The organism is Halovenus aranensis, from assembly GCF_900100385.1.
Taxonomy (GTDB): domain Archaea; phylum Halobacteriota; class Halobacteria; order Halobacteriales; family Haloarculaceae; genus Halovenus; species Halovenus aranensis.
Genome location: NZ_FNFC01000017.1, coordinates 15,887 through 35,078 on the forward strand (window position 1 = coordinate 15,887; position 19,192 = coordinate 35,078).

20 protein-coding genes are annotated in these 19,192 nt (G+C 62.7%); 11 read left to right on the plus strand and 9 right to left on the minus strand.

The window, feature by feature from the left end:
- Positions 1-8: 8 nt before the first annotated feature.
- A complete protein-coding gene (locus BLR34_RS14710) occupies positions 9-980 on the minus strand; it encodes a replication factor C small subunit (protein ID WP_092704397.1) in 972 nt (323 codons plus the stop codon).
- A gap of 92 nt (positions 981-1,072) precedes the next feature.
- Between BLR34_RS14710 and BLR34_RS14715 the strand changes: the two genes are divergently transcribed.
- The gene (locus BLR34_RS14715) at positions 1,073-1,402 is read left to right on the plus strand and encodes a DUF5789 family protein (RefSeq protein WP_092704399.1); all 330 of its coding nucleotides are present in this window, start codon (positions 1,073-1,075) and stop codon (positions 1,400-1,402) included.
- A 5-nt stretch (positions 1,403-1,407) separates the two neighbouring features.
- Here BLR34_RS14715 and aglJ read toward each other — a convergent pair whose 3' ends face one another.
- Positions 1,408-2,430, minus strand: a complete 1,023-nt coding sequence (gene aglJ / locus BLR34_RS14720; RefSeq protein ID WP_092704401.1) for an S-layer glycoprotein N-glycosyltransferase AglJ — start codon at positions 2,428-2,430, stop codon at positions 1,408-1,410.
- 121 nt (positions 2,431-2,551) lie between these two features.
- Between aglJ and BLR34_RS14725 the strand changes: the two genes are divergently transcribed.
- A complete protein-coding gene (locus tag BLR34_RS14725; RefSeq protein WP_092704403.1) occupies positions 2,552-4,384 on the plus strand; it encodes a DEAD/DEAH box helicase in 1,833 nt (610 codons plus the stop codon).
- On the opposite strand, the gene BLR34_RS14730 is transcribed toward BLR34_RS14725, so the two are convergent.
- Together BLR34_RS14730 and BLR34_RS14735 are read right to left on the minus strand one after the other, a co-directional pair.
- Positions 4,381-5,505 carry a DUF373 family protein gene (locus tag BLR34_RS14730; protein ID WP_092704405.1) on the minus strand — a complete coding sequence of 375 codons (1,125 nt, stop codon included), beginning with the start codon at positions 5,503-5,505 and terminating at the stop codon, positions 4,381-4,383. The two genes, BLR34_RS14725 and BLR34_RS14730, sit on opposite strands and share 4 nt — an antisense overlap.
- A gap of 55 nt (positions 5,506-5,560) precedes the next feature.
- Entirely contained in the window at positions 5,561-6,424 is an 864-nt protein-coding gene (locus BLR34_RS14735; RefSeq protein WP_092704407.1) for an eIF2B alpha/beta/delta subunit family protein, read from the minus strand.
- 98 nt (positions 6,425-6,522) lie between these two features.
- On the opposite strand from BLR34_RS14735, the gene BLR34_RS14740 reads away from it, so the two are divergent.
- From BLR34_RS14740 to BLR34_RS14755, 4 genes are all read left to right on the plus strand, one after another.
- On the plus strand, positions 6,523-7,062 hold the full coding sequence (locus tag BLR34_RS14740) for a hypothetical protein (protein WP_092704409.1): 540 nt from the start codon (positions 6,523-6,525) through the stop codon (positions 7,060-7,062).
- Between the two features lie 41 nt (positions 7,063-7,103).
- The gene (locus tag BLR34_RS14745) at positions 7,104-7,799 is read left to right on the plus strand and encodes a metallophosphoesterase (RefSeq protein ID WP_092704411.1); all 696 of its coding nucleotides are present in this window, start codon (positions 7,104-7,106) and stop codon (positions 7,797-7,799) included.
- A gap of 62 nt (positions 7,800-7,861) precedes the next feature.
- Positions 7,862-8,821, plus strand: coding sequence for an aminopeptidase (locus tag BLR34_RS14750; RefSeq protein ID WP_092704413.1), 960 nt, complete (start codon positions 7,862-7,864; stop codon positions 8,819-8,821).
- A 51-nt stretch (positions 8,822-8,872) separates the two neighbouring features.
- Entirely contained in the window at positions 8,873-9,316 is a 444-nt protein-coding gene (locus BLR34_RS14755; protein WP_092704415.1) for an Ig-like domain-containing protein, read from the plus strand.
- On the opposite strand, the gene BLR34_RS14760 is transcribed toward BLR34_RS14755, so the two are convergent.
- From BLR34_RS14760 to BLR34_RS14770, 3 genes are all read right to left on the minus strand, one after another.
- Complete coding sequence (locus tag BLR34_RS14760; protein ID WP_092704417.1) at positions 9,317-10,048, minus strand: protein-L-isoaspartate O-methyltransferase family protein; 732 nt, start codon at positions 10,046-10,048, stop codon at positions 9,317-9,319. It lies immediately after the preceding gene.
- A 65-nt stretch (positions 10,049-10,113) separates the two neighbouring features.
- Positions 10,114-10,734, minus strand: coding sequence for a protein-L-isoaspartate(D-aspartate) O-methyltransferase (locus BLR34_RS14765; RefSeq protein ID WP_092704419.1), 621 nt, complete (start codon positions 10,732-10,734; stop codon positions 10,114-10,116).
- Position 10,735: 1 nt separating this feature from the next.
- Positions 10,736-11,383, minus strand: coding sequence for an HVO_0476 family zinc finger protein (locus BLR34_RS14770; RefSeq protein ID WP_092704421.1), 648 nt, complete (start codon positions 11,381-11,383; stop codon positions 10,736-10,738).
- 105 nt (positions 11,384-11,488) lie between these two features.
- Here BLR34_RS14770 and BLR34_RS14775 point away from each other — a divergent pair, with 105 nt between their 5' ends.
- Genes BLR34_RS14775 through BLR34_RS14785 form a run of 3 tightly spaced genes read left to right on the plus strand, consistent with a single transcriptional unit; the run spans position 11,489 to position 14,088 of the window.
- Entirely contained in the window at positions 11,489-11,851 is a 363-nt protein-coding gene (locus BLR34_RS14775; protein ID WP_092704423.1) for a hypothetical protein, read from the plus strand.
- 48 nt (positions 11,852-11,899) lie between these two features.
- On the plus strand, positions 11,900-13,144 hold the full coding sequence (gene gatD, locus BLR34_RS14780) for a Glu-tRNA(Gln) amidotransferase subunit GatD (RefSeq protein WP_092704425.1): 1,245 nt from the start codon (positions 11,900-11,902) through the stop codon (positions 13,142-13,144).
- Between the two features lie 2 nt (positions 13,145-13,146).
- Positions 13,147-14,088 (plus strand): GNAT family N-acetyltransferase, encoded by a 942-nt coding sequence (locus BLR34_RS14785; RefSeq protein WP_092704427.1) that lies wholly within the window; start codon positions 13,147-13,149, stop codon positions 14,086-14,088.
- Here the strand turns inward: BLR34_RS14785 and BLR34_RS14790 are convergent.
- Positions 14,042-15,217, minus strand: coding sequence for a nicotinate phosphoribosyltransferase (locus BLR34_RS14790; protein WP_092704429.1), 1,176 nt, complete (start codon positions 15,215-15,217; stop codon positions 14,042-14,044). The genes BLR34_RS14785 and BLR34_RS14790 overlap by 47 nt on opposite strands.
- A gap of 45 nt (positions 15,218-15,262) precedes the next feature.
- A complete protein-coding gene (locus tag BLR34_RS14795) occupies positions 15,263-16,552 on the minus strand; it encodes an Hvo_1808 family surface protein (RefSeq protein WP_092704431.1) in 1,290 nt (429 codons plus the stop codon).
- Positions 16,553-16,626: 74 nt separating this feature from the next.
- Here BLR34_RS14795 and BLR34_RS14800 point away from each other — a divergent pair, with 74 nt between their 5' ends.
- Positions 16,627-17,199, plus strand: coding sequence for a cysteine hydrolase family protein (locus BLR34_RS14800; protein ID WP_092704433.1), 573 nt, complete (start codon positions 16,627-16,629; stop codon positions 17,197-17,199).
- Positions 17,200-17,279: 80 nt separating this feature from the next.
- Entirely contained in the window at positions 17,280-19,178 is a 1,899-nt protein-coding gene (locus BLR34_RS14805; RefSeq protein ID WP_092704435.1) for a S9 family peptidase, read from the plus strand.
- Positions 19,179-19,192 lie beyond the last annotated feature (14 nt).

Consider the following 19,192-nt stretch of genomic DNA (forward strand, 5'->3'; position numbering starts at 1 on the left):
TTCGGCGCTCAGTCGAGTGCGACCGAAGCAAGCAGCGCTTCGAGCTGTATCCGCTCGTTCGCGCCGGCGGTAATACGGTAGTCAGTCTCGCCGATTCTGTCCAGTAGCTTGACTGCCGCCTCGTCGTCAAGGTCGAACTCCCAGACAGAGCGATGTAGCTGGTCGATAACGTCGCCGCCGGCGATTCCTTCGTCGGTCAACAGCCGGTCTAACTGCGTCCGCGCGGCGGTGAAGTCGCCGTCGAGGGCGAGTGTCACCATCTCCTCGATATCCTCGGGCCGGGCGGTGCTCGTAATCTCGAAGACTGCTTCCTCGTCGACGGTCGAGCCGGTGACGGCGGCGGCTTGGAGCCCGTTGATTGCCGCGCGCATGTCGCCCCCGGCGACGTAGACCAGCGCCTCGATGCCGTCGTCCGTTATCTCGATACCCTCGTTGTCGGCGATTTTCCGGGTCTGTTCTTCGATTGCCTCGTCGGGGAGCGGCGAGAACCGGAACACCGCACAGCGGGACTGAATCGGGTCGATAATCTGCGAGGAGTAGTTACACGAGAGGATAAACCGGACGTTGTTCGAGAACTGCTCCATCGTCCGGCGAAGCGCAGACTGGGCGTCACTGGTCAGGGCGTCGGCCTCGTCGAGAAAGATGATACGGTAGTTGTGCCCGCCGAAGGACGTGCGGGCGAAACTCTTGACCCGGTCTCGTACCACGTCGATACCGCGCTCGTCAGATGCGTTCAGTTCGAGGAAGTTCTCCTCCCACTCCTCGCCGTAGAGTTCTCTAGCGATGGCGACAGCGCTCGTCGTCTTGCCGACGCCGGCAGGCCCGGCAAACAGCATGTGGCTCAGGTCGTCGCGGTCGACGTAGCTCTGGAGGCGCTCGACAATTGTCTCTTGGCCCACCACGTCGTAGAGTCGCTGCGGGCGGTACTTCTCCAGCCAGATTTCCTCGCGTCCGGTCTCGGACTGGTCGGCCTCACTCATGCCAGAGCGAAGGCGCGGCCGAGTGATAAACCCCCCGAGAACCGGTCGGGAGTCAGTACGTTTTTTCAGGTTGGGCGGAGACACCTCGGATAATGGCTGCCCGTCCACCATCGAACGATATCGACGACGAACCGGACGCCACCGAGTTTGGTATCGTCGCCCTCGACGCCGCTGTCGACGACTGGGACGTTTCGTTCCCGATTACCCGCCGGGAGCTCGCCGACAGCTACGGCGAGAAACGCCTGGCTGTCGGCCCCAGTGGGCACGAGGTCTCGCTCGATTCGATTCTGGCCGACTGTCCGCGCGAGACCTTCGAGCGCAAACAGGAACTCCTCAACGAACTCCACCCGATTTTCGAGGAGCGACGCGAGCGCATCTCGGGGTCGATTCTGAGCCGACTCCGGGCGATGGTTCCCTTCTAGTCCGGTCAGTTCTCGTTGAGGTGGCCGGCGTTGTCGGTCACGTCTGGGTCGTCGGTCTCGTCTCCCGCCTGGCGCGAGTTGTCTGTCCCGGCCGGCTCTTCGATTGTGTGTATCTCGTCGATGAGGTGTTCGATGCGCTGACTCTGCTCTCGGTTCGAGGTCAGGATGAGGTCAGAGAGGACGCCGAACATCACCATCTGCACGCCGAACAGGAGCGATACGCCTGCGGCGAGTGCGAGAACCTCGTGTGAGATGCCGGCAGCGACCCACCGGTAGACGACGAACGTCGCAAGTCCCGCGGCGGCGAGGATACTCAGCCCGCCGATGCTCCCGAAATAAAAGAGCGGATTGTTCTTTTTCGCGAGGCGATACAGCGTCACGATGATGTTGCCTCCGTCACGGAACGGCCGTAGGTTCGTTTCCGACTCCGCTGGCCGTGGCTCGTAGGTGATTGGAACGACCTCCGTCCGGATGTTGTTGCGGACACACTCGACGGACATCTCGGTCTCGATACCGAACCCGTCTGCCGACAGCGAGAGTCGCTCGAACGACTCCCGCGTGAACGCGCGGTAGCCGCTGAGAATGTCGACCAGATTCCGGCCGTGAACCGTCCTGAACACGCTGTTGATGATACCGTTACCAATCTGGTTGAGACGAGTCATCGCCCCGGACTCCATGTCGGCGAACCGGTTGCCGATGACGTGTTCGGCTTCGCCGGTAAACAACGGTGCGAGGACCCTGCCAGCCTCCTCGGGGCGGTACGTCGAGTCGCCGTCGACGAGCAGAACGTACGGCTGTGAGATGTAGTTAATTGCCTCGCGAACCGCCTGCCCTTTCCCGTCGCCGCTCTGGATGTGGACCGTCGCGCCCAGGTCTTCGGCAACCTGTCTGGTGCCGTCTTCTGAGCCGCCGTCGATGACGAGGATGTGCTCGAAGCCGACGGCGTTGAACCGCTCTATCACGTCGCCAATCGTCTCGGCTTCGTTGTACGTCGGGATGAGTACACAGACATCCTCGTGGCGAATCATCTGGCTGTGGTCTACTACGCCGGTCGGGGGTTAAAAAACGTGGGTGTTCGTGAGTGTTGATAGGTCTGCCAGAACCACCGGGTCACAAGCCGTTTGTACGCCTGCCGCTAAGGAACTACCAGTGACCAGCGAGGATTCAAATACGGACGAACACAGCGACACCGAGCTGTACGATACGCTCGAAGACCTGGGCCGCCCGGTGGTCAGCGCGACCCGGTACGCACAGGCAAACGACATCTCACAGGATGCGGCCACCGAACGGCTGGACAAGCTGACAGCAGAGGGCGTCGCACAGCGACTCGACGTGTCGACCGACCCCGTGGTCTGGTATCCCAGCGACTGGGCACGGATGACCGACCGCGAGCGCGTCGTCGTCTTTCCGGAGCGTCGCGAGCTGGTCGTCGACCATCCGACACAGCTCACCCGCGCACAGCTCTCGCAGTTCGCCCATCTCGTCGAGACGACCGGCTCCGGTGCGTACATGTACGAGATTCGCCAGGAAGATATCTGGCAGGCACCCTACGAGGCGTTCGAGGCGTTGCTGGAGACGGTCAGGGACGTGCTCCCCGAGCGTTACCCACACCTCGAAGAGTGGCTCGAAAGCCAGTACAAGCGAGCGAACCGGTTCACGATGTACACTCACGAGGACGGCTACGTCGTGCTGGCGGCCGAAACTGATGACCTCATGGGGAACGTCGCCCGGCAGAAACTCGACGACGACCAGTTGCGGGCACCCCTCTCTGAGACCGAAAGCTGGGTCGCAGAGGAGAGTGTTGCCGAGGTAAAGCGGGTCCTCTACGAAGCGGGGTATCCGGTACGTGACGAGCGCGACCTCGACAGCGGGGAGACTCTCCCCGTCGAGTTAGAACTCGATTTGCGGACCTACCAGCAGGAGTGGCTCTCGAATTTCCTCGAAAGTCGCTCTGGCGTGCTGGTGGGACCGCCTGGAAGTGGGAAGACAGTCACTGCGCTGGCGGTGCTGGCTGCTGTCGAGGGCGAGACACTCATTCTGGTGCCGGGACGAGAGCTCGCGAGCCAGTGGCGCGAGGAGATTCTCGCACACACCTCGCTCACCGAGGAACAGGTCGGCGAGTATCACGGCGGCGAGAAGGAAATACGTCCGGTCACGATTGGGACCTACCGCACCGCGGGCATGGACCGACACAGACAGCTCTTTGGCAGCCGCGAGTGGGGACTCATCGTCTACGACGAGGTCCATCACATCAGCGCCCCAATCTATCGCCGCAGCACCGACCTCCAGACGCGCCACCGACTCGGGCTCTCCTCGAGTCCGGTGCGAGAAGACGACATGGAGAAAGACATCTATACACTTATCGGGCCGCCAATCGGGACCGACTGGGACTCCCTGTTCGAGGCCGGCTACGTCGCCGAGCCGGAGGTCGAGATTCGATACGTCCCCTGGGACTCCGAGGACACGCAAAACGAATACGTCAGCACGGAGGGACACGCCCGACGCCAGGCTGCGGCGACGAATCCGGCGAAGCTGTCTGAACTCGAATACCTTCTCTCGTATCATCCAGACGAGCAAGCCCTGGTGTTCGTCGAGTATCTCGACCAGGGGCAGGCCTACGCCGACGCGCTCGACGCTCCGTTCATCAGCGGCGAGATGCCCCACGCCAGACGCGAGAAGCTATTCGAACAGTTCCGAAACGGGACGCTCTCGACGCTCGTCGTCTCCCGCGTCGGCGACGAGGGTATCGACCTGCCGAGTGCGGAACTCGCTGTGGTCGCCTCTGGGCTCGGCGGGTCAAGGCGTCAGGGCACCCAGCGTGCGGGCCGGACGATGCGACCGACCGGCCGCGCGCGGATGTACGTACTCGCGACCCGTGGGACACGAGAAGAGGAGTTCGCCCGCCAGCGGATGCGGTATCTCGCACAAAAAGGGGTTCGTGTGACCGAGCGCGACGCCGAAGCGTTTGAGGCCGACAGTTAGCCTCGGTGTTCGAGGTTGTCGTACCCGACACTGTTGACGTAGGCCGCGACACGAACGCCGACCAGACTGACAACGATACTGCTGAGGATGAACACTGCAAGCAGCGTCTCTGGCGCGACCGAGAACTGCTCGACCTCCAGCGGGCCGTAACTCATCGTCGGCACGACGAACGGGCCCGATACGTCCGAGCGCTGGATGACATAGGCCGCGAACCCGCGGACTGCGAGGCCGACCGCGACTGCGACGAACGGGAGGTTGATGTACGCCGACCCGATGTCGTCGTCGCGGATGACCTCATCGAGCAGGCGACCGGCGCTGGCGATGAGGGCTGCGCCAGTGAGCCACGGGATGCTGTCGTAGAGGAACTGCATCGACAACACCAACTCGCCGGCAGTGGCTCTGTCGAGCGACGACGCACCCAGCGCACCGACGAACAGCCCCACCAACGCGAGCCCGCCGGCTACGACGTAGGTGACAAGCGAAACCTTGCCAGCGTACAGCGCGTCTCTGATGCTGGTCGACAGCGTGGCGAGCAGTGCGTCGATGTTGAGGCCCTTGTAGAGGAGAAAAAGCCCGACGACGGCGGCAATCGCACCGAACGAGACGGTGATACTGTCGAAGACCGCAAGCAGCGCCGGGAAGGCAAGGAGCGTCAACCCCAGTGGCACGAGTACCGTCTTCCGTAACTCCTCGTCTGCGAGGAACTGTTTGAGCAGATAGTACGTCGACTCGATGTCGCGAGCCTGTCTGACGACAACCCGGTCGATGGCGTCGACAGCTATCCGGCTCTCGATGATGGGAACGAGTCGCTCGTCTTCGGCGCTATCGACGACGGCGACGGCCGAATCCGGCGAGTACATTTCCACGAGGTCGTCGACCTGTGCGGCGATAGCGCGGTTGAACGTGACCGTATCACCCTCGCCACACAGCACCGCCAGCACCGTTTCGTCGTCGAGGTCGCGTGTGACCCGAAGCCCTTCGAGCAGACAGTTGACCCGGCTGTCCTCCGGGTCGTCGACGCCGACGGTCGTCACGAGGTCCTCGACTGCCTCGGCACCCACCACTGGCGGGTCAGCGTCGAGGTCGTCTCCCCGGTAGATACAGAGGACGAGGGTACTCACACCTCCACCAATACGTGCCCGAAATAAAAATCCCTACAATCGTTTAAGCGACGATTTACCCGAGTGATGCCGGGTCGATTGTCTCCTCGTCGGTCACGATACGGTCGAGCAACGCGACGGGCGTGGCGTCGTAAGCCGGATTCTCGATTTCGAACCCGTCGGCCGGCTCGCGCATCACTTCGCTCGTCGCTCGGTGTTCGTTCTCGAATCGGAAACCGCCCTCGATGAGCTTCGCCCCGGAGCCGACAGAGACGACCGGAACGTCGGCGTCGGCTGCCGTCGCGGTCAGGGGATAGGTCCCGACTCGATTGTACAGCGTTCGGTCGACGATGCAGGTCATCCCCACGACGACGCGGTCACACGCCGAGAGATAGCTCCCGGCAGCGCTGTCGACCACCAGCGTCGCTTCGACGCCGTCGGTCTCGGCCAGCCGACGGGCGGTCTTCCGACCGAGGTACCGCGGTCGGGATTCGGTCACGTAAACTGTGTACTCGCCCCCGTCTTCGACGGCTGTCTCTATCGCCGAGAGCACTGTCGTCGAGTAATCGTGTGTCAACAGCGTCTCCCGGTCGCCAAGCTGGTCAGCGAGTCGCCGGGCGGCCGCGTCTTTCCCTTGCTCGACGCGGTCGATGACCTCGTCGATGATTTTGGTCGTCCGTCGCTGTGTCGCGCTCACGGTGTCTGTGTCGCTCTCGTCGACTCTGCGGACGATTTCTCGCTGCGTGTTGTGAAGCGAGGCGTGTGAGGGATTCGCCCGGCGGAGTGCGTTGCTGTTGCGTTCGAGGTTTCGTTTGTAATCGCCAATAGAGGGAAACTCTCTGTCGGTGACCGCACGGAGCGCTCGCGCGGCCTTGATTGCCACCTCCGAGGAACTGTGGGTCTGCATCTCGGCAATCTCCTCGGCTGTCTCGTCTATCATACCCGGACAAAGACACCCCTCGACAAAGGACTTTCTGGGTTCGACACCGTGTCGGCGAAACCCAACCCTATTAGACCGTCGCCGTCCCGTCTCTATCTATGCTGGGTCGATTGGTCGAGTTCGGACTGATTCCCGTCTTCCTGTGGGCCGTCGCGATTGTACACCAGTTCGGGCACTACTACAGCGGGGGACGTATCGTCAGTATCCCTCGCTCTGAGATGCGACTCGTCAGCCCGCTCGTGCCCCGGTATCTCGCCCTGCGAGGCGACGAGGGGTGGGTTCCGCCGTACGATTTCGACCGATACCGGGCCTGTTACGAGCGCCACGAGCCGAGCTACGAGAACCTGGAACGGTTCGTTACCGGCGGTGAGATTATTCAGACGCTCGTGGTCGTCCCCGTTGCCCTTGTCTTGGGTGTCGCGGGCTTTCGTGGCCCTGCTGAGCTGTTGCTGATGAGTTCGATTGCGGTGACGCTGTTGTACGTGGCCGTCGACGCTGTCCGAACCTGGCGGAGCAACAGCCTCTCCGGTGATTACTCGGCGCTGTGGCACGTCTCCGCGCGAGTCCCGATTTTGCTGTTAGTCGCTTTTCTCTCGGTCCATCTGAGTGCGTTCTTCCTCCTCGCCCAAGTCGGGTGACTCGCCACGCCTATGGTTCTCGGTCTCTCAGAGGAGTCTGTATGGACGCACTCTCGGCCGTCTCCGTGCGTGACAGGGCAATCTACCTCGACGGTATCCTCGTCGTCGCCGACCTCCACGTCGGGCGAGGCTCTGCCTCGAACGTCGAGTTTCCGGTCGGGGATGGAACCGAGATGGTCGAGCGCCTGGCCGGGCTCTGCGACGAGTTCGAACCCGAGACGGTGGTCTTTGCGGGCGACTTGCTTCACTCGTTCCGGACGGTTCCACGACAGGTCGAGGCGACCGTCGAGGGTCTGTGTGCAGCGGCACGGGATGCCGGGGCCGATACACTCGTGACACCTGGCAACCACGATACGATGCTCGACGCCGTCTGGTCCGGCGAGACGACCGCCGAGTGCCAGATTACGGGCGAGACGGTCGTCTGTCACGGCCACGCTGCGCCGACGGCCGACGCAGAGCGGTATATCGTCGGCCACGACCACCCGACAATCACCATCGAGGGCAAGCGTCGACCCTGTCTGCTCGCCGGTGACGACGTCTACGACGGCGCAGACCTGCTGATGCTCCCGTCGTTTAACAGGCTCGTCAGGGGTGTCGAAATCAACGACATGGGAGCCAGCGACTTCATGTCACCACTCGTCCGGGACGTAGACGCACTCGCCCCGGTCGTCCGAGACACCACGGCCGAAGAGACGCTGACGTTCCCGGTGCTTGGCGAACTTCGACACCGACTTTGACGGCGACAGCGGGCGCGTGCCCGTGAAGAAACACCTATAGCGCCACCGTCCGAGTGACAGATATGAGCAATCAGTCCCTGCGGACGCCCGCGAAGACGGCAGTCGAACAGTGCATGGACCTCGACGCTGGCGAATCATTCCTCGTCGTCACCGACGAGAAACGCCAGGCAATCGGTGAAGCGCTCTACAGCGTCGCAAACGAAATTACCGACGACACCGCCATCGTCCGGTACCCTGTTGGCTCACAGCACGGCGAGGAGCCGCCCGAGGCGGTCGCGGCGGCAATGACTGGGGCTGACGTGGTCCTCGCACCGACGACGAAGAGCCTGAGTCATACGACCGCTCGACAGGAAGCGACAGACGCCGGCGCACGCGCCGCGACGCTTCCCGGCATCACGGATGGCGTGTTCCTGATGGGGCTCGACGCCGATTACGAGGCCATCCGCGAGGAGTGTGTGGCGATTTACGAACAAGTAGCTGACGCCGACGAGATTCGCGTGACATCTCCACAGGGGACGGACATCACGCTCGAAGTCGGCGAACGCGACTGGCGAGAAGACACCGGCATCGTCCACGAGCCGGGCGCGTTCTCGAACCTCCCGGCGGGCGAGGTGTTCGTCAGTCCCGTCTCTGGTGACGGTACGGTCGTCGTCGACGGGACGATGATGCCCCACGGCGAGCTCACCGACGGGCAAACGGTCAGATTCGAGGTCGAAGACGGCTACGTGACTGACATCGACGACGAGGAAATCAGCGACCAGGTCGAGACGGCCGCTCAGGAGGTCGGTGACGCGGCCTACAACCTGGCCGAAATCGGCATCGGGACCAACACTGCTGTCACCGAACTCGTCGGCTCAGTCCTCCTCGACGAGAAAGCCGGCGGGACAGTCCACCTTGCTATCGGCGACAACCACGCCATCGGCGGCGACGTCGAGGCACCGCTGCACCTCGATGGAATCCTGCGAGAGCCGACCGTCTTCGCGGACGGGAGTCAGATTGCCCTGCCCGATTCGAACGTATAACTCGGGACCGACTCCGACTATTTATACCGGAAGCCGGGACCAGAGCGGCGTATGCGGGAAACATCTCTGCAGGCGGACAACCGCGCAATCGAAGGGTTGCCGATTCGGCTGGTCATCGCACTGGTGGTCGGCGTCGCCAGCCTCGCGGTGATGATGAACGTCATCTCGGGGCTGAACACCTTTGGCACGACCGAACTCGACACCAGCCCGGAGCCGGAAATCATCGAAGAAGAGACGACACAGGTGAACGTCACTGTGCTCGACCCCGACGGTCAACCCATCTCGAATGCGACGGTCGTTGCAAAGAGCGATACGGCGATGCTCGACTCCACCTCATACGCGAAGACAGACGGCGACGGAGTCGCGACGCTCACCCTCGACCCCGAGCTACGGCCAAATCAGGGTGAAGGGACGATAGCGCTCGACATCAGGCCACCGGACGGCGATTACGCCGACAAGCAGGAGAACACCGGGATACTGGTCATCGACCCGTAGTCAGTCCCAGTCTATCCAGTCGAGCTCCCAGCCGCGTTTGCGGCGGGCGTCTCGCTGTGCGAACTCGCGGTCTTCGCGGTGGGTCCGGTTGCGCTCGACGGAGCCGGCCTCCTCGCCGTCGACAAGCAGCGGCGCGAACGCGCACGTTCCGTGACGTTCGATGCCGCCGTTTGCGTCGACGACTGCAAGCGCCTGCTCGTGGGTGCCGTGAGGCATGACGAGTCTGCCGTCTTCGCTGAGTTGGTCGACTAACGCCTGGGGTGGGTTGACAGCTGCGGCTTCGACGAGAACTCTGTCGTAGGGGGCGTACTCCGGGAGACCGTCGGCGCCGTCTCGACAGTCGACGAGTACCTCGTCGTAGCCGGCGGCAGAGAGGTTCTCTCGGGCCTCGTAGACGAGCTTGCGGGTGATGTCGATGGCGTGAACGTGTCGGCTACCGACCATCTCGGCGGCGACAGCAGCCGTGTAGCCGACCCCGACACCGACGACCAGTACCGAGTCGTCAGCGTCCGGTGCCAGCAGTTCATACAGCCGGCCGACAGTGCTGGGTGCCAGCACACGGGTGCCAAACCGCTGGAATGGCCTGTCCGCATACGCACCCCGGTCGTCGTCGATGAACTCGTGGCGGGGGACAGCACGCATCGCAACAGAGACAGCCTCACTCCGGACACACGCTTTGCTCTCGTGTTCGAGGCTGTCGACCATGTCGTCTCTGAGGACCGCGGCGTCCATATCCCACCGTCGGTTTGCAACGTAATGAATCGTGCGCTCCTGGGGCGATTAGGCGGCCCACTCGCTCACTTGAGCGGGACGAACCGTACCTGGCCGTGCGTTTCGCGTTGCAACGACCCGTCGGTCTTTCGACCCTCGGTGAGGACCTGTGTGTCGCCCCCGAGTGGCCCGAGAATCATACCGCCCTCGCGGAGCTGCTCGACGAGCGGTGTTGGGAAATCGCCTGCGGCACAGGTCAGATACACCGCCTCGAAGGGAGCGTTCGCCTTCCACCCGTCTTTCCCGTCGCCACAGCGGACCGACACCTCGCCGTAGCCGACCGCTTCCAGTGTCGACCGCGCTCGCGCCGCGAGACTGTCGTGGTATTCGACGCTGTAGACGTGTTCGGGGCCGACCACTTCGGCAGTTACAGCCGCGTGATACCCACAGCCGGTTCCAATTTCAAGTACCCGCTCTCCGGGTGAGAGCGACAGCAAGTCCGTCATGATAGCGACCATATGTGGAGCGCTAATCGTCTGACCCTCGCCGATTGGCAACGGCCTGTCCCGGTAGGCATCCTCGGCCCGCGAGTCGGGAACGAACGCGTGGCGGGGAACCGCCCGGAGTGCCGCCTCCGTCTGCTCGTCGAGACGCTCGCGCTCGACGAGACGGTCGACCAGCGCGTGCCGTTGCTCCTGGGCTGTCATCTCACCAGGCCGACCACGCCGACGTGGTCTCGTCCCGGACGTAGAGGCGCTTGATGTCTTTCGCGACTGCCTCGTCGCCGTCGTGGTCGAGTTTGTCGAAGTCGTAGCCGGTGGCGTCGTCGCGGATGAGGACGCCCTCGACAGTGAACTCTTCGCCGCCGAGTTCGTCGGTTTCGCCGACGGTGAACTCGTAATCGCCGGGCACCTGCAGGTCGAAGCTTCGGGTTTCGTCGTGTTCGCCAGATTTCGGGTGGGCGGTCACGCTGACAGAGACGTTCCCAACGGCCCGGCCCCAGATGGTGTCGACCGTCTCGGCCTCGGCCTCGTCGGTACGACCCTCCTCGTATTCGAGGCTGGTGATACGAACTGTGACGATTGCCTCCTCGGTTTCGAGCAGGAACTCCTCGCCGACCGCGAGCGTCTCCTCGGCTGGCACGTCGACCGAGTCCGAAAACGAGTCGCCGCCCTGTGAGACGACGACCTTGCGCTCGAGTGTACGCTCCTCTGGTAATTCCTCCTTGTGTACGTGACTGCAGTCGATACATCGAACCGTGGCGCGCCCGCCTTCCGAGAGTACCTCGTGGACGGTCTCCCTGTGGGGCGAACACGCTGGGCACGGGAGTGCGACCCGCGCTGTCGTCTCATCCATGCCCGACCTTAGACGGTTCGGGTACAAAAGGCGTGGGTACCACGGTCGCCCACCGACAGATGCAGAATCGCGCGACTTAACAATCCGTGGCCGGATATAGATGTAATGAGTGAGAACGTCCAATCGGACGGTGACCTCCCGGACCGCGAGGGGCGACCTCTCGAAGTGTACGAGTGGGGCGGCGGTATCGCTGCCGGCCTCGGCTTCTTTCTGACGCCGTTTGTAACTGCTTTCCCGGTCCTCTACTGTGCGCTGAAGATTCGAGCCGAGAAGCCACTGGCGGCTACGGGTATCGGTGTGGCCTATCTCGGCACGTTCGTCTTCTGGAGCGGGTTCCTGTTCGGAGACCAGGCGACAAAAATATTCGAGAACAGCTCGGCTCAGGTGTTGAGTATCGGTATCGCCTTCTTGCTCATCATCATCCTCCCGGTCGCCGGATTCGTCGGTTATCTACTCTCTCGGCGGTGACCACGAGAGAAAGATGCTTTCAAGTCAGCGCCTCCGGTACTCTGTGGTATGAACACCGGAGACAGGATACGCGCCGAACGAGACGGCGAAACCTTCGAGGGAGTGCTCCTCCCGTCCTCGACCGCCGATAACCTCGTCCTCAAACTCGACAGCGGCTATAACGTCGGTATCGACCGCGCCGAGGCCGCGACGACCGTGCTCGAAGTCGACGCCTACGACATCGGCGACGACGCTGACGAGTCCGATACCTCGGAAATCGAGTTCGAGGACGACCTCCCGACTATCTCTCTTATCTCGACGGGTGGGACGATTGCTTCGACTGTCGATTACCGAACCGGCGCAGTGACCGCACAGTTCGACGCCGAGGACATCCTGCGCGCTGTTCCAGACCTCGCTGGCATGGCGAACTACCGGGGCCGAGTCGTGGCGAACATTCTCTCTGAGAACATGCGCCCGTCGGTCTGGCAGGACCTCGCCCACGCCGTCCACGAGGAAATCGAGGCCGGTGCTGACGGTATCGTCGTCATGCACGGGACGGATACGATGCAGTTCACCGCCAGCGCGCTCTCGTTTATGTTGGATACGCCGGTCCCGATTGTCTTCACTGGGAGCCAGCGCTCGGCAGACCGTCCCTCCTCTGACAACGTAATGAACGCCGTCTGTGCTGTCGAGGCTGCGATGAGTGACTGTGCAGAAGTGCTCGTCTGTATGCACGCCGACGAATCCGACGACAGATGTGCGCTGCATCGCGGGACGCGCGTCCGCAAGAACCACACGTCCCGCCGGGACGCATTCGAGACTGTCGGCGCAGAGCCTCTCGGCGAGGTCGATTACGAGAGCCAGAGTGTCTCCTTCCGACGCGAATACCAGGAACGCGGCGCGGTCGCCCTCGATATTCAGCCGGCTATCGAGGGCGACGTGTCGCTGCTCAAGTACACGCCGGGAATGGACAAAGAGATACTCGAACTAGCCGGCGAGAACGATGGGCTCGTCCTCGAAGGGACCGGCCTCGGCCACGTTCATTCGGCGTGGATTGACGACATTGCAGACCTCGTCGATGAGGGAACACACGTCGTCATGACGAGCCAGTGTCTCGATGGACGGGTCTGTGACCGCGTCTACGACACCGGCCGCGACTTGCTCGATGCGGGTGTCATCGAGGGCGAGGACATGCTTCCCGGCACAGCGAAGGTGAAACTGATGTGGACGCTCGCAAACGCCGAGGATGTCGCTGCGGCGATGCGCGAACCCCTGGCAGGTGAACTGACCGAGCGGTCCACGCCGCGGCAGTGACCATGTCCGAGACAGAGTACTCGGGCTTCGAGATTCGCGAGGCGACCCACGACGACTACGAGGGGGTCGCCGCCATCGCCGCACAAACCTGGGACGGCGACGACTACCTGACCGACGTGTATCACGACTGGCTCGACGGCGAACAGCGACACACACTCGTAGGAACCGTCGGTGACGACGTGGCGGGAATCGCACAGATTGTTATGCTTTCGCCACACGAGGCCTGGGGACAGGGTCTTCGCACCGCGCCGGCACACCGAGGAAAAGGCATCAGCGAAGCAATCACCTACGAACTGTTCGACTGGGCCCGCGAACAGGGCGCCGTCGTTTCCCGAGCGATGGTGTACTCCTGGAATCAGGCCGGCCTCGGCCAGTCACGGTCGACTGGATACGAACCGGTCACCGAGTTCCGCTGGATTCGCCCGGAACCGATGTCGGGAGCGCTCCCGGCGTCGGTCTCCTGTGACCCCGACGCCGCCTGGGGATACTGGACCGGGAGCGACGCCGCGCAGTCGCTGTCTGGTCTCACACTTTCGATGGACGAATCCTGGGCAGTCCAGGAACTCACGCCGGCCCTGCTCGACCGCGCCGCCGACGAAACGTCTGTCCTCACGGTTGCCGACGGCGACGGCACTCACGGGTTCGCCTACCGGAGCAGGACATTCGAGCGCGAAACCGACGGTGGTGAGGTCGAGACGTGGGCGGAGTACGGAGTGGCTGCCTGGGACAGCCTCGACAGCGCCCGGACAGTCGTCGAAGCCATCCGTGTCGATGCTGCCGACTGTGGCGCAGACCGGACGCGGGTTCTGATTCCCGAGACTGCAGGCTACGTCTCTGACGGAGCCTATATCAGGGCAAACATCGGTGACGAGCCGGATTTTGTCGTCGCGGCGGACCTCACCGCCGATTACCGCCGGGACCGTCCGACTCCGCGGTCGCGCTGAAGCCGACACTCGCCGCGTCCGTTCTGGCCCGTTCGGCGGCGACCTCGGTGTCGAACGACGCCACAATCTCGCCGTCCTCGACAACGCGTTCGAACAGCGCTTTGCCGTCGCCGTCCTCGTCGGCAGGTCGTATCTCGTGTTCGCCTGTTGGGGTTCTGTACACCTCCTTTTTGCCGTCGAGTTTGCCACGCTTGGCCGCCAAATCGCCGTCGACTTCGGCGATATCCAGCGCGAAATCGAGCGGGTCGGCGTTGCTGATGTAGCTACCGACCCCGAATCCTTCGACGATATCCCGCAGCTCACGCATCGCCGCTGGGTCGATGCCACCGCTCGCGAAGATACCGACATCCTCGTGACCGCGTCGGTCGAGTTTCCAGCGCAGTTCTCGAAGGATATGTTCGAAATCGCCCCGACGTGACCCAGTCGTATCGATGCGGACACTCTCCAGGTCTGGGACGGCCGCGGCCGCGCGAAGCGCCTCCTCGATTTCGTCGTCGTAGGTGTCACAGAGCGCGACTCGTGGAACGTCATCGTCGACGGCCTCATCGAACGCTTGCCAGGCCGCCTCCTGATTGCCGCGACCGAAGCTGATGACGAGCGCGTGGGGCATCGTTCCGCCGGCCTCCGCACCGATAACGTCGCCGGCAGCGACGTTCGAGATGCCGTCCAGTCCGGCCAGCAGCGCACAGCGTTCGAGCATCGCCCCGAGCGAGGGGTGCACGTGGCGACTTCCAAAGCTCAACACGACCGAGTCCGGTGCGGCCGTGCGCGCTTCCAGTGCCGCAGTCGCCATCCCTGTTGCGTGTGAGAGAAAGCCGAGCAACGACGTTTCGAGCCGACAGAACTCCAGATACGGCCCCGTTATCCGCATCACCGGACCGCCGTCGAACAGCCGCCCTTCGGGGATGGCGTCGACGGTAACGTCCCGGCCCTCGAATAGCTGGACGGCGTCTTTGAGACCCGCAAACAAGTACCAGTCGTCGGAGGGGAACTGAGAGGCGGTCACCTCGGCGACAACCGTCGGATTCTTTCCGGCGTGTTCGAGTGTCTCGACGGTCCGGTCGAAGTACGCGTCAGTTGCGTCCCCGGCCGCAATCGCGGCTGGTGGGACGATATCGAAGTTTGACATGCTATCGGATTCGGCCTGTGCTGTCGAAAAGATTGCCCATCCAGCTCAGCCCTCGATGTGGTGAATCCGGGTTAGCGAATCGATATCTGGACCCCGAACAATGGTGACGGCCGTTCCGTCGTGATAGACATCGTAGGCTCCCGCGTACGGTCCCTCGCTGATGACGAACTGGCGTGGTCCGCGCTCCATCCCGCCGTGTTCGGCCAACAGGTCGCGGTACGTCTCGGCGAACTGGGTCGCGTGCTTGACGTTTTCCCACTCCAGTTGCCAGACGTAGCCCGAGGCGTCACCGTTCTCGTAGGGTACGAGCTCGTCACCAGCCCACCCCTCGGAGATGTCGTCCCTGTAGCTGTAGGGCGTGTCGATATCGATGACGCCGTTTTGCCAGAGCATGACGTGTATCGCGGCCTGTCCGACCGTCTCGCCCTCTGGTGTGTGGTCCAGCCGCTCCCAGTCTTCGCCCGACCGGTCTGGGACACTGACGTTCACCGGTGTGTCGTCGGGATATGTCTCGGGATAGCTAATCTGGGCCGTGCTTTCGGGGTAGCTATCGTGGAGGTCGCTCACCGCTTCCCACCCGCCGCGCTCGACGGTGTGCTCGATGAAGGCCGCCCCGGACTGATAGGGGTGGAGTAACACGCGGAGGATGCCGGGGTCGACGTTCGAGGAGTCCCCACCCGGCGAACCGCGGTCGACACATGACCACTCACTCCCACAGCGCTCGAAGTACCGTTCGGTGACGACCTCTGCTTCACCCTCGACGACGCCGTCGCGGGCCATCCTCGGGTCGCGGCGCTGGCGGACTGTATCGAGTCCGAACTGCTGGTCTTGAAACGCATGGACGAGTTCGTGGACGAGCGTCTCCGTGCCGAGGCTCGCGGCATCGCCGTCGGTGATGACGACGATTTTCTCGTCGGTCGGGGTGTAATACCCCTGAACCGATTCGCCACGCGTCCGGTCCATCACGGCAGTCACGTCTCTATCTTGGCCCACGAGAAAGAGCGCCTGCCAGACCTGGTTTCGCCAGCGAACGTCGACCGGGTCTCGCTCCCTGCTCGAAGACCGGTAGTCCTCGCGCGTTCGGACGGCTATCTCGACGTCCTTGTCGAACGCTTGCCCCCGGATAACCTCGATTCGAGCCATCGCTCGGTCAGCCAGCACAGCCAGTTCGGATTGATTGAGGCCGTCTTGGGTGGTGACAGCGACTGCCTCGTCGTAGCTGACGTTGTCGACGACGCCGACATCATCGGGCAGTTGCATATCGTCGTCGGTAGCGATACCAGAACAGCCCGCAAGGAGGGCGACAACCGCGACGACGACGAGTACACGACGCATACTTTCCCTACGGAAGCAGCACCCAAAAATCGACAGGTCCCAACATTTCTATGCAGTTCCCCCCTACAAACAGTATGGAGTTCGACCCCGAGCGCACGGCAGTCGTTATCGTCGACATGCAAAACGGGTTCTGTCACCCCGACGGGAGTCTGTACGCGCCACCGAGCGAGGAAGCCATCGAACCGTGTACTACGCTTGTCGACCGGGCGCGAGACGCGGGGGCGGCCGTGGTCTACACCAAGGACGTGCACCCGCCCGACCAGTTCGAGGACGCTCACTACTACGACGAGTTCGACCGGTGGGGCGAACACGTAGTCGAGGGCGACTGGGAGGCCGAAATCATCGAAGAGTTGTCACCACGCGATGACGAACTGGTCGTCGTCAAACACACGTACAACGCCTTCTATCAGACACAACTCGAAGGATGGCTAAACGCCCACGGCATCGACGACCTCGTCTTCGCTGGCACACTCGCGAACGTCTGCGTACTTCACACTGCGAGCGCGGCTGGCTTCCGCGATTACCGGCCGGTGGTCGTCGACGACGCAGTGGGCTATCTCGAACCCGACGACCGCAAGTACGCAGTCGAACACGCTGACTGGCTGTTTGGCGAACGCGCGACCATCGACGACGTACAGTTCGAGTAGCCGACGCCAGAGTGTCGCTTTGGTTACAGAATTGTTGTTCTGGAGAAGTTTATGCAGGTGGCGGCACAGCTACTGTATGTATGAGCGGAGCCGAAGTCACCGAAGAACTGCTCGAAGAGCTTGCGGCACTACCCACGCTTGCCCACCCGACTACCTCCTCCGACGGCGACGAAATCGCCTTCTATTATGACATCACCGGCCGGAACGAGTTGCACGTCCTCGATGTCGAGACTGGTGAGGGGAGCCAGTGGAGCGACGGCGAGGTACCACGAAACGCCCGATGGCCGGTCGACTGGGCCGCCGACGGGAATGCGGTGTATTTCCACCTCGACGACGACGGCAACGAACAGAACGACATCTACCGCCTCTCCCGAGACGGCGAGGCCGAGCCAGTCATCGAGATGGAGGGACAGGTCACCCTCAGCGACGTTGGCGAAGACGGCGAAACGTTGATCGTCGGCTCCAGCCGGGACGGTCAGATGAACCTCTACCGCCACGACCTACCCTCTGGTGAGACGACGAAGATTACCGATTACGAGCGGGCCGTTGGCGGCGCAATCCTCTCGCAAGACTGTGAACGAGTCGCCTACTCGACAAACGAGAGCGACGACTTCGACAATCGGGACGTCTACGTCGCAAACGCGGACGGCTCGGACCCCCGCAATCTCGAAATCGGGGACACCGGTGCAGAGTCCTCGCCCGCCGACTGGGGGCCGGACGGTGAGCGTCTTCTGGTTAGCGATAACTCGACGGACCTCGGCCGTCTCGGCGTCTACGAGCTCGAAAGCGACGACATCACATGGCTCGGCGACGGGGAATACGAGGAAAGTCCCAGTGCGTTCATGCCAGACGGCGAGCGCGTTATCGGCGTCCGCCTGCGAGACGCCGAGACGGTCCCGATAGTGTACGACCTCGAGACAGGCGATGTCGAGGAGTTCGACCTCCCGGACGGTGTCGCCGGTTTCGGGGGAGAAAACGCTATTCTCGACGAGAACCGAGTCATTCTGACTCACACGACACCCACGCGGCGCTCTGAATTACTCGTGTACGACCTCTCGACACACGAGAGTGAGACGCTCGTCGAGGCCGAGTACGGTCCCTTCGACCCAGAGGACTTCGCCGACGCCGAGTACTTCACCGTCGAGTCCGACGGTGTTCCCGAGACCGACCAGGCCGCAATCGACCACGCCCCCTACGACGAACTCGAAATCGGCGCGCTGCTGTATGACTCTGGCCAGCGACCGTCACCGCTCATCGTAAATCCCCACGGCGGTCCGCGCTCTGCCGACTTGAAAAACTTCGACCTTTACACGCAGGTGCTTGTCTCGCTTGGATTCTCGGTGTTGAAGGTGAACTACCGCGGGTCGATTGGCAAGGGCCGAGAGTTCGTCGAGGAGCTGTACGACGACTGGGGCGGTGCCGAACAGGGCGACGTGGTCATCGCTGCCGAACACGTTCTCGACAAGTACGACTGGCTCGACGACGACCAGGTTGTCGTCTTCGGCGGTTCGTACGGCGGCTACTCGGCGTACTGGCAGATGGTCCAGTACCCCGATTTCTACGAGGCCGGCATCGCCTGGATTGGGCTGACCGACCTCGAAGATATGTACGAGAACACCATGCCTCATTTCAAGACCGAACTGATGGAGAAGTACCTCGGCACGCCAGAGGAGAACCCCGACCTCTACGAGGAGCGCTCGCCGGTGAACTACGTCGAGAACCTCGACGCTCCGATTTTCCTGATCCATGGGGTCAACGACCGTCGTGTCCCCGTCTCACAGGCGCGCATCTTCAGCGAGGCACTCGACGAACACGGATTCGAACAGGGCGAAGACGGCGACTACGAATACAAGGAACTTGGCGAAGAAGGACACGCCTCTTCCGACCAGGCCCAGAAGCTCCGGGCATTCCAGGCGTTCGCTGGCTTCCTCGACCGCCGTGTCGGCACAGAGCCAAAAGCAATCGTCGGGGACGACTAAGCGACACCCACCTC

Coding starts and splice junctions, on each gene's coding strand:
- gatD (WP_092704425.1), top strand. CDS start 11,900: ATGAACACCGGAGACAGGATACGCGCCGAACGAGACGGCGAAACCTTC.
- BLR34_RS14765 (WP_092704419.1), bottom strand. CDS start 10,734: ATGACAGCCCAGGAGCAACGGCACGCGCTGGTCGACCGTCTCGTCGAG.
- BLR34_RS14710 (WP_092704397.1), bottom strand. CDS start 980: ATGAGTGAGGCCGACCAGTCCGAGACCGGACGCGAGGAAATCTGGCTG.
- BLR34_RS14755 (WP_092704415.1), top strand. CDS start 8,873: ATGCGGGAAACATCTCTGCAGGCGGACAACCGCGCAATCGAAGGGTTG.
- BLR34_RS14750 (WP_092704413.1), top strand. CDS start 7,862: ATGAGCAATCAGTCCCTGCGGACGCCCGCGAAGACGGCAGTCGAACAG.
- BLR34_RS14715 (WP_092704399.1), top strand. CDS start 1,073: ATGGCTGCCCGTCCACCATCGAACGATATCGACGACGAACCGGACGCC.
- aglJ (WP_092704401.1), bottom strand. CDS start 2,430: ATGATTCGCCACGAGGATGTCTGTGTACTCATCCCGACGTACAACGAA.
- BLR34_RS14775 (WP_092704423.1), top strand. CDS start 11,489: ATGAGTGAGAACGTCCAATCGGACGGTGACCTCCCGGACCGCGAGGGG.
- BLR34_RS14795 (WP_092704431.1), bottom strand. CDS start 16,552: ATGCGTCGTGTACTCGTCGTCGTCGCGGTTGTCGCCCTCCTTGCGGGC.
- BLR34_RS14790 (WP_092704429.1), bottom strand. CDS start 15,217: ATGTCAAACTTCGATATCGTCCCACCAGCCGCGATTGCGGCCGGGGAC.
- BLR34_RS14760 (WP_092704417.1), bottom strand. CDS start 10,048: ATGGACGCCGCGGTCCTCAGAGACGACATGGTCGACAGCCTCGAACAC.
- BLR34_RS14745 (WP_092704411.1), top strand. CDS start 7,104: ATGGACGCACTCTCGGCCGTCTCCGTGCGTGACAGGGCAATCTACCTC.
- BLR34_RS14785 (WP_092704427.1), top strand. CDS start 13,147: ATGTCCGAGACAGAGTACTCGGGCTTCGAGATTCGCGAGGCGACCCAC.
- BLR34_RS14735 (WP_092704407.1), bottom strand. CDS start 6,424: ATGATAGACGAGACAGCCGAGGAGATTGCCGAGATGCAGACCCACAGT.
- BLR34_RS14800 (WP_092704433.1), top strand. CDS start 16,627: ATGGAGTTCGACCCCGAGCGCACGGCAGTCGTTATCGTCGACATGCAA.
- BLR34_RS14770 (WP_092704421.1), bottom strand. CDS start 11,383: ATGGATGAGACGACAGCGCGGGTCGCACTCCCGTGCCCAGCGTGTTCG.
- BLR34_RS14740 (WP_092704409.1), top strand. CDS start 6,523: ATGCTGGGTCGATTGGTCGAGTTCGGACTGATTCCCGTCTTCCTGTGG.
- BLR34_RS14805 (WP_092704435.1), top strand. CDS start 17,280: ATGAGCGGAGCCGAAGTCACCGAAGAACTGCTCGAAGAGCTTGCGGCA.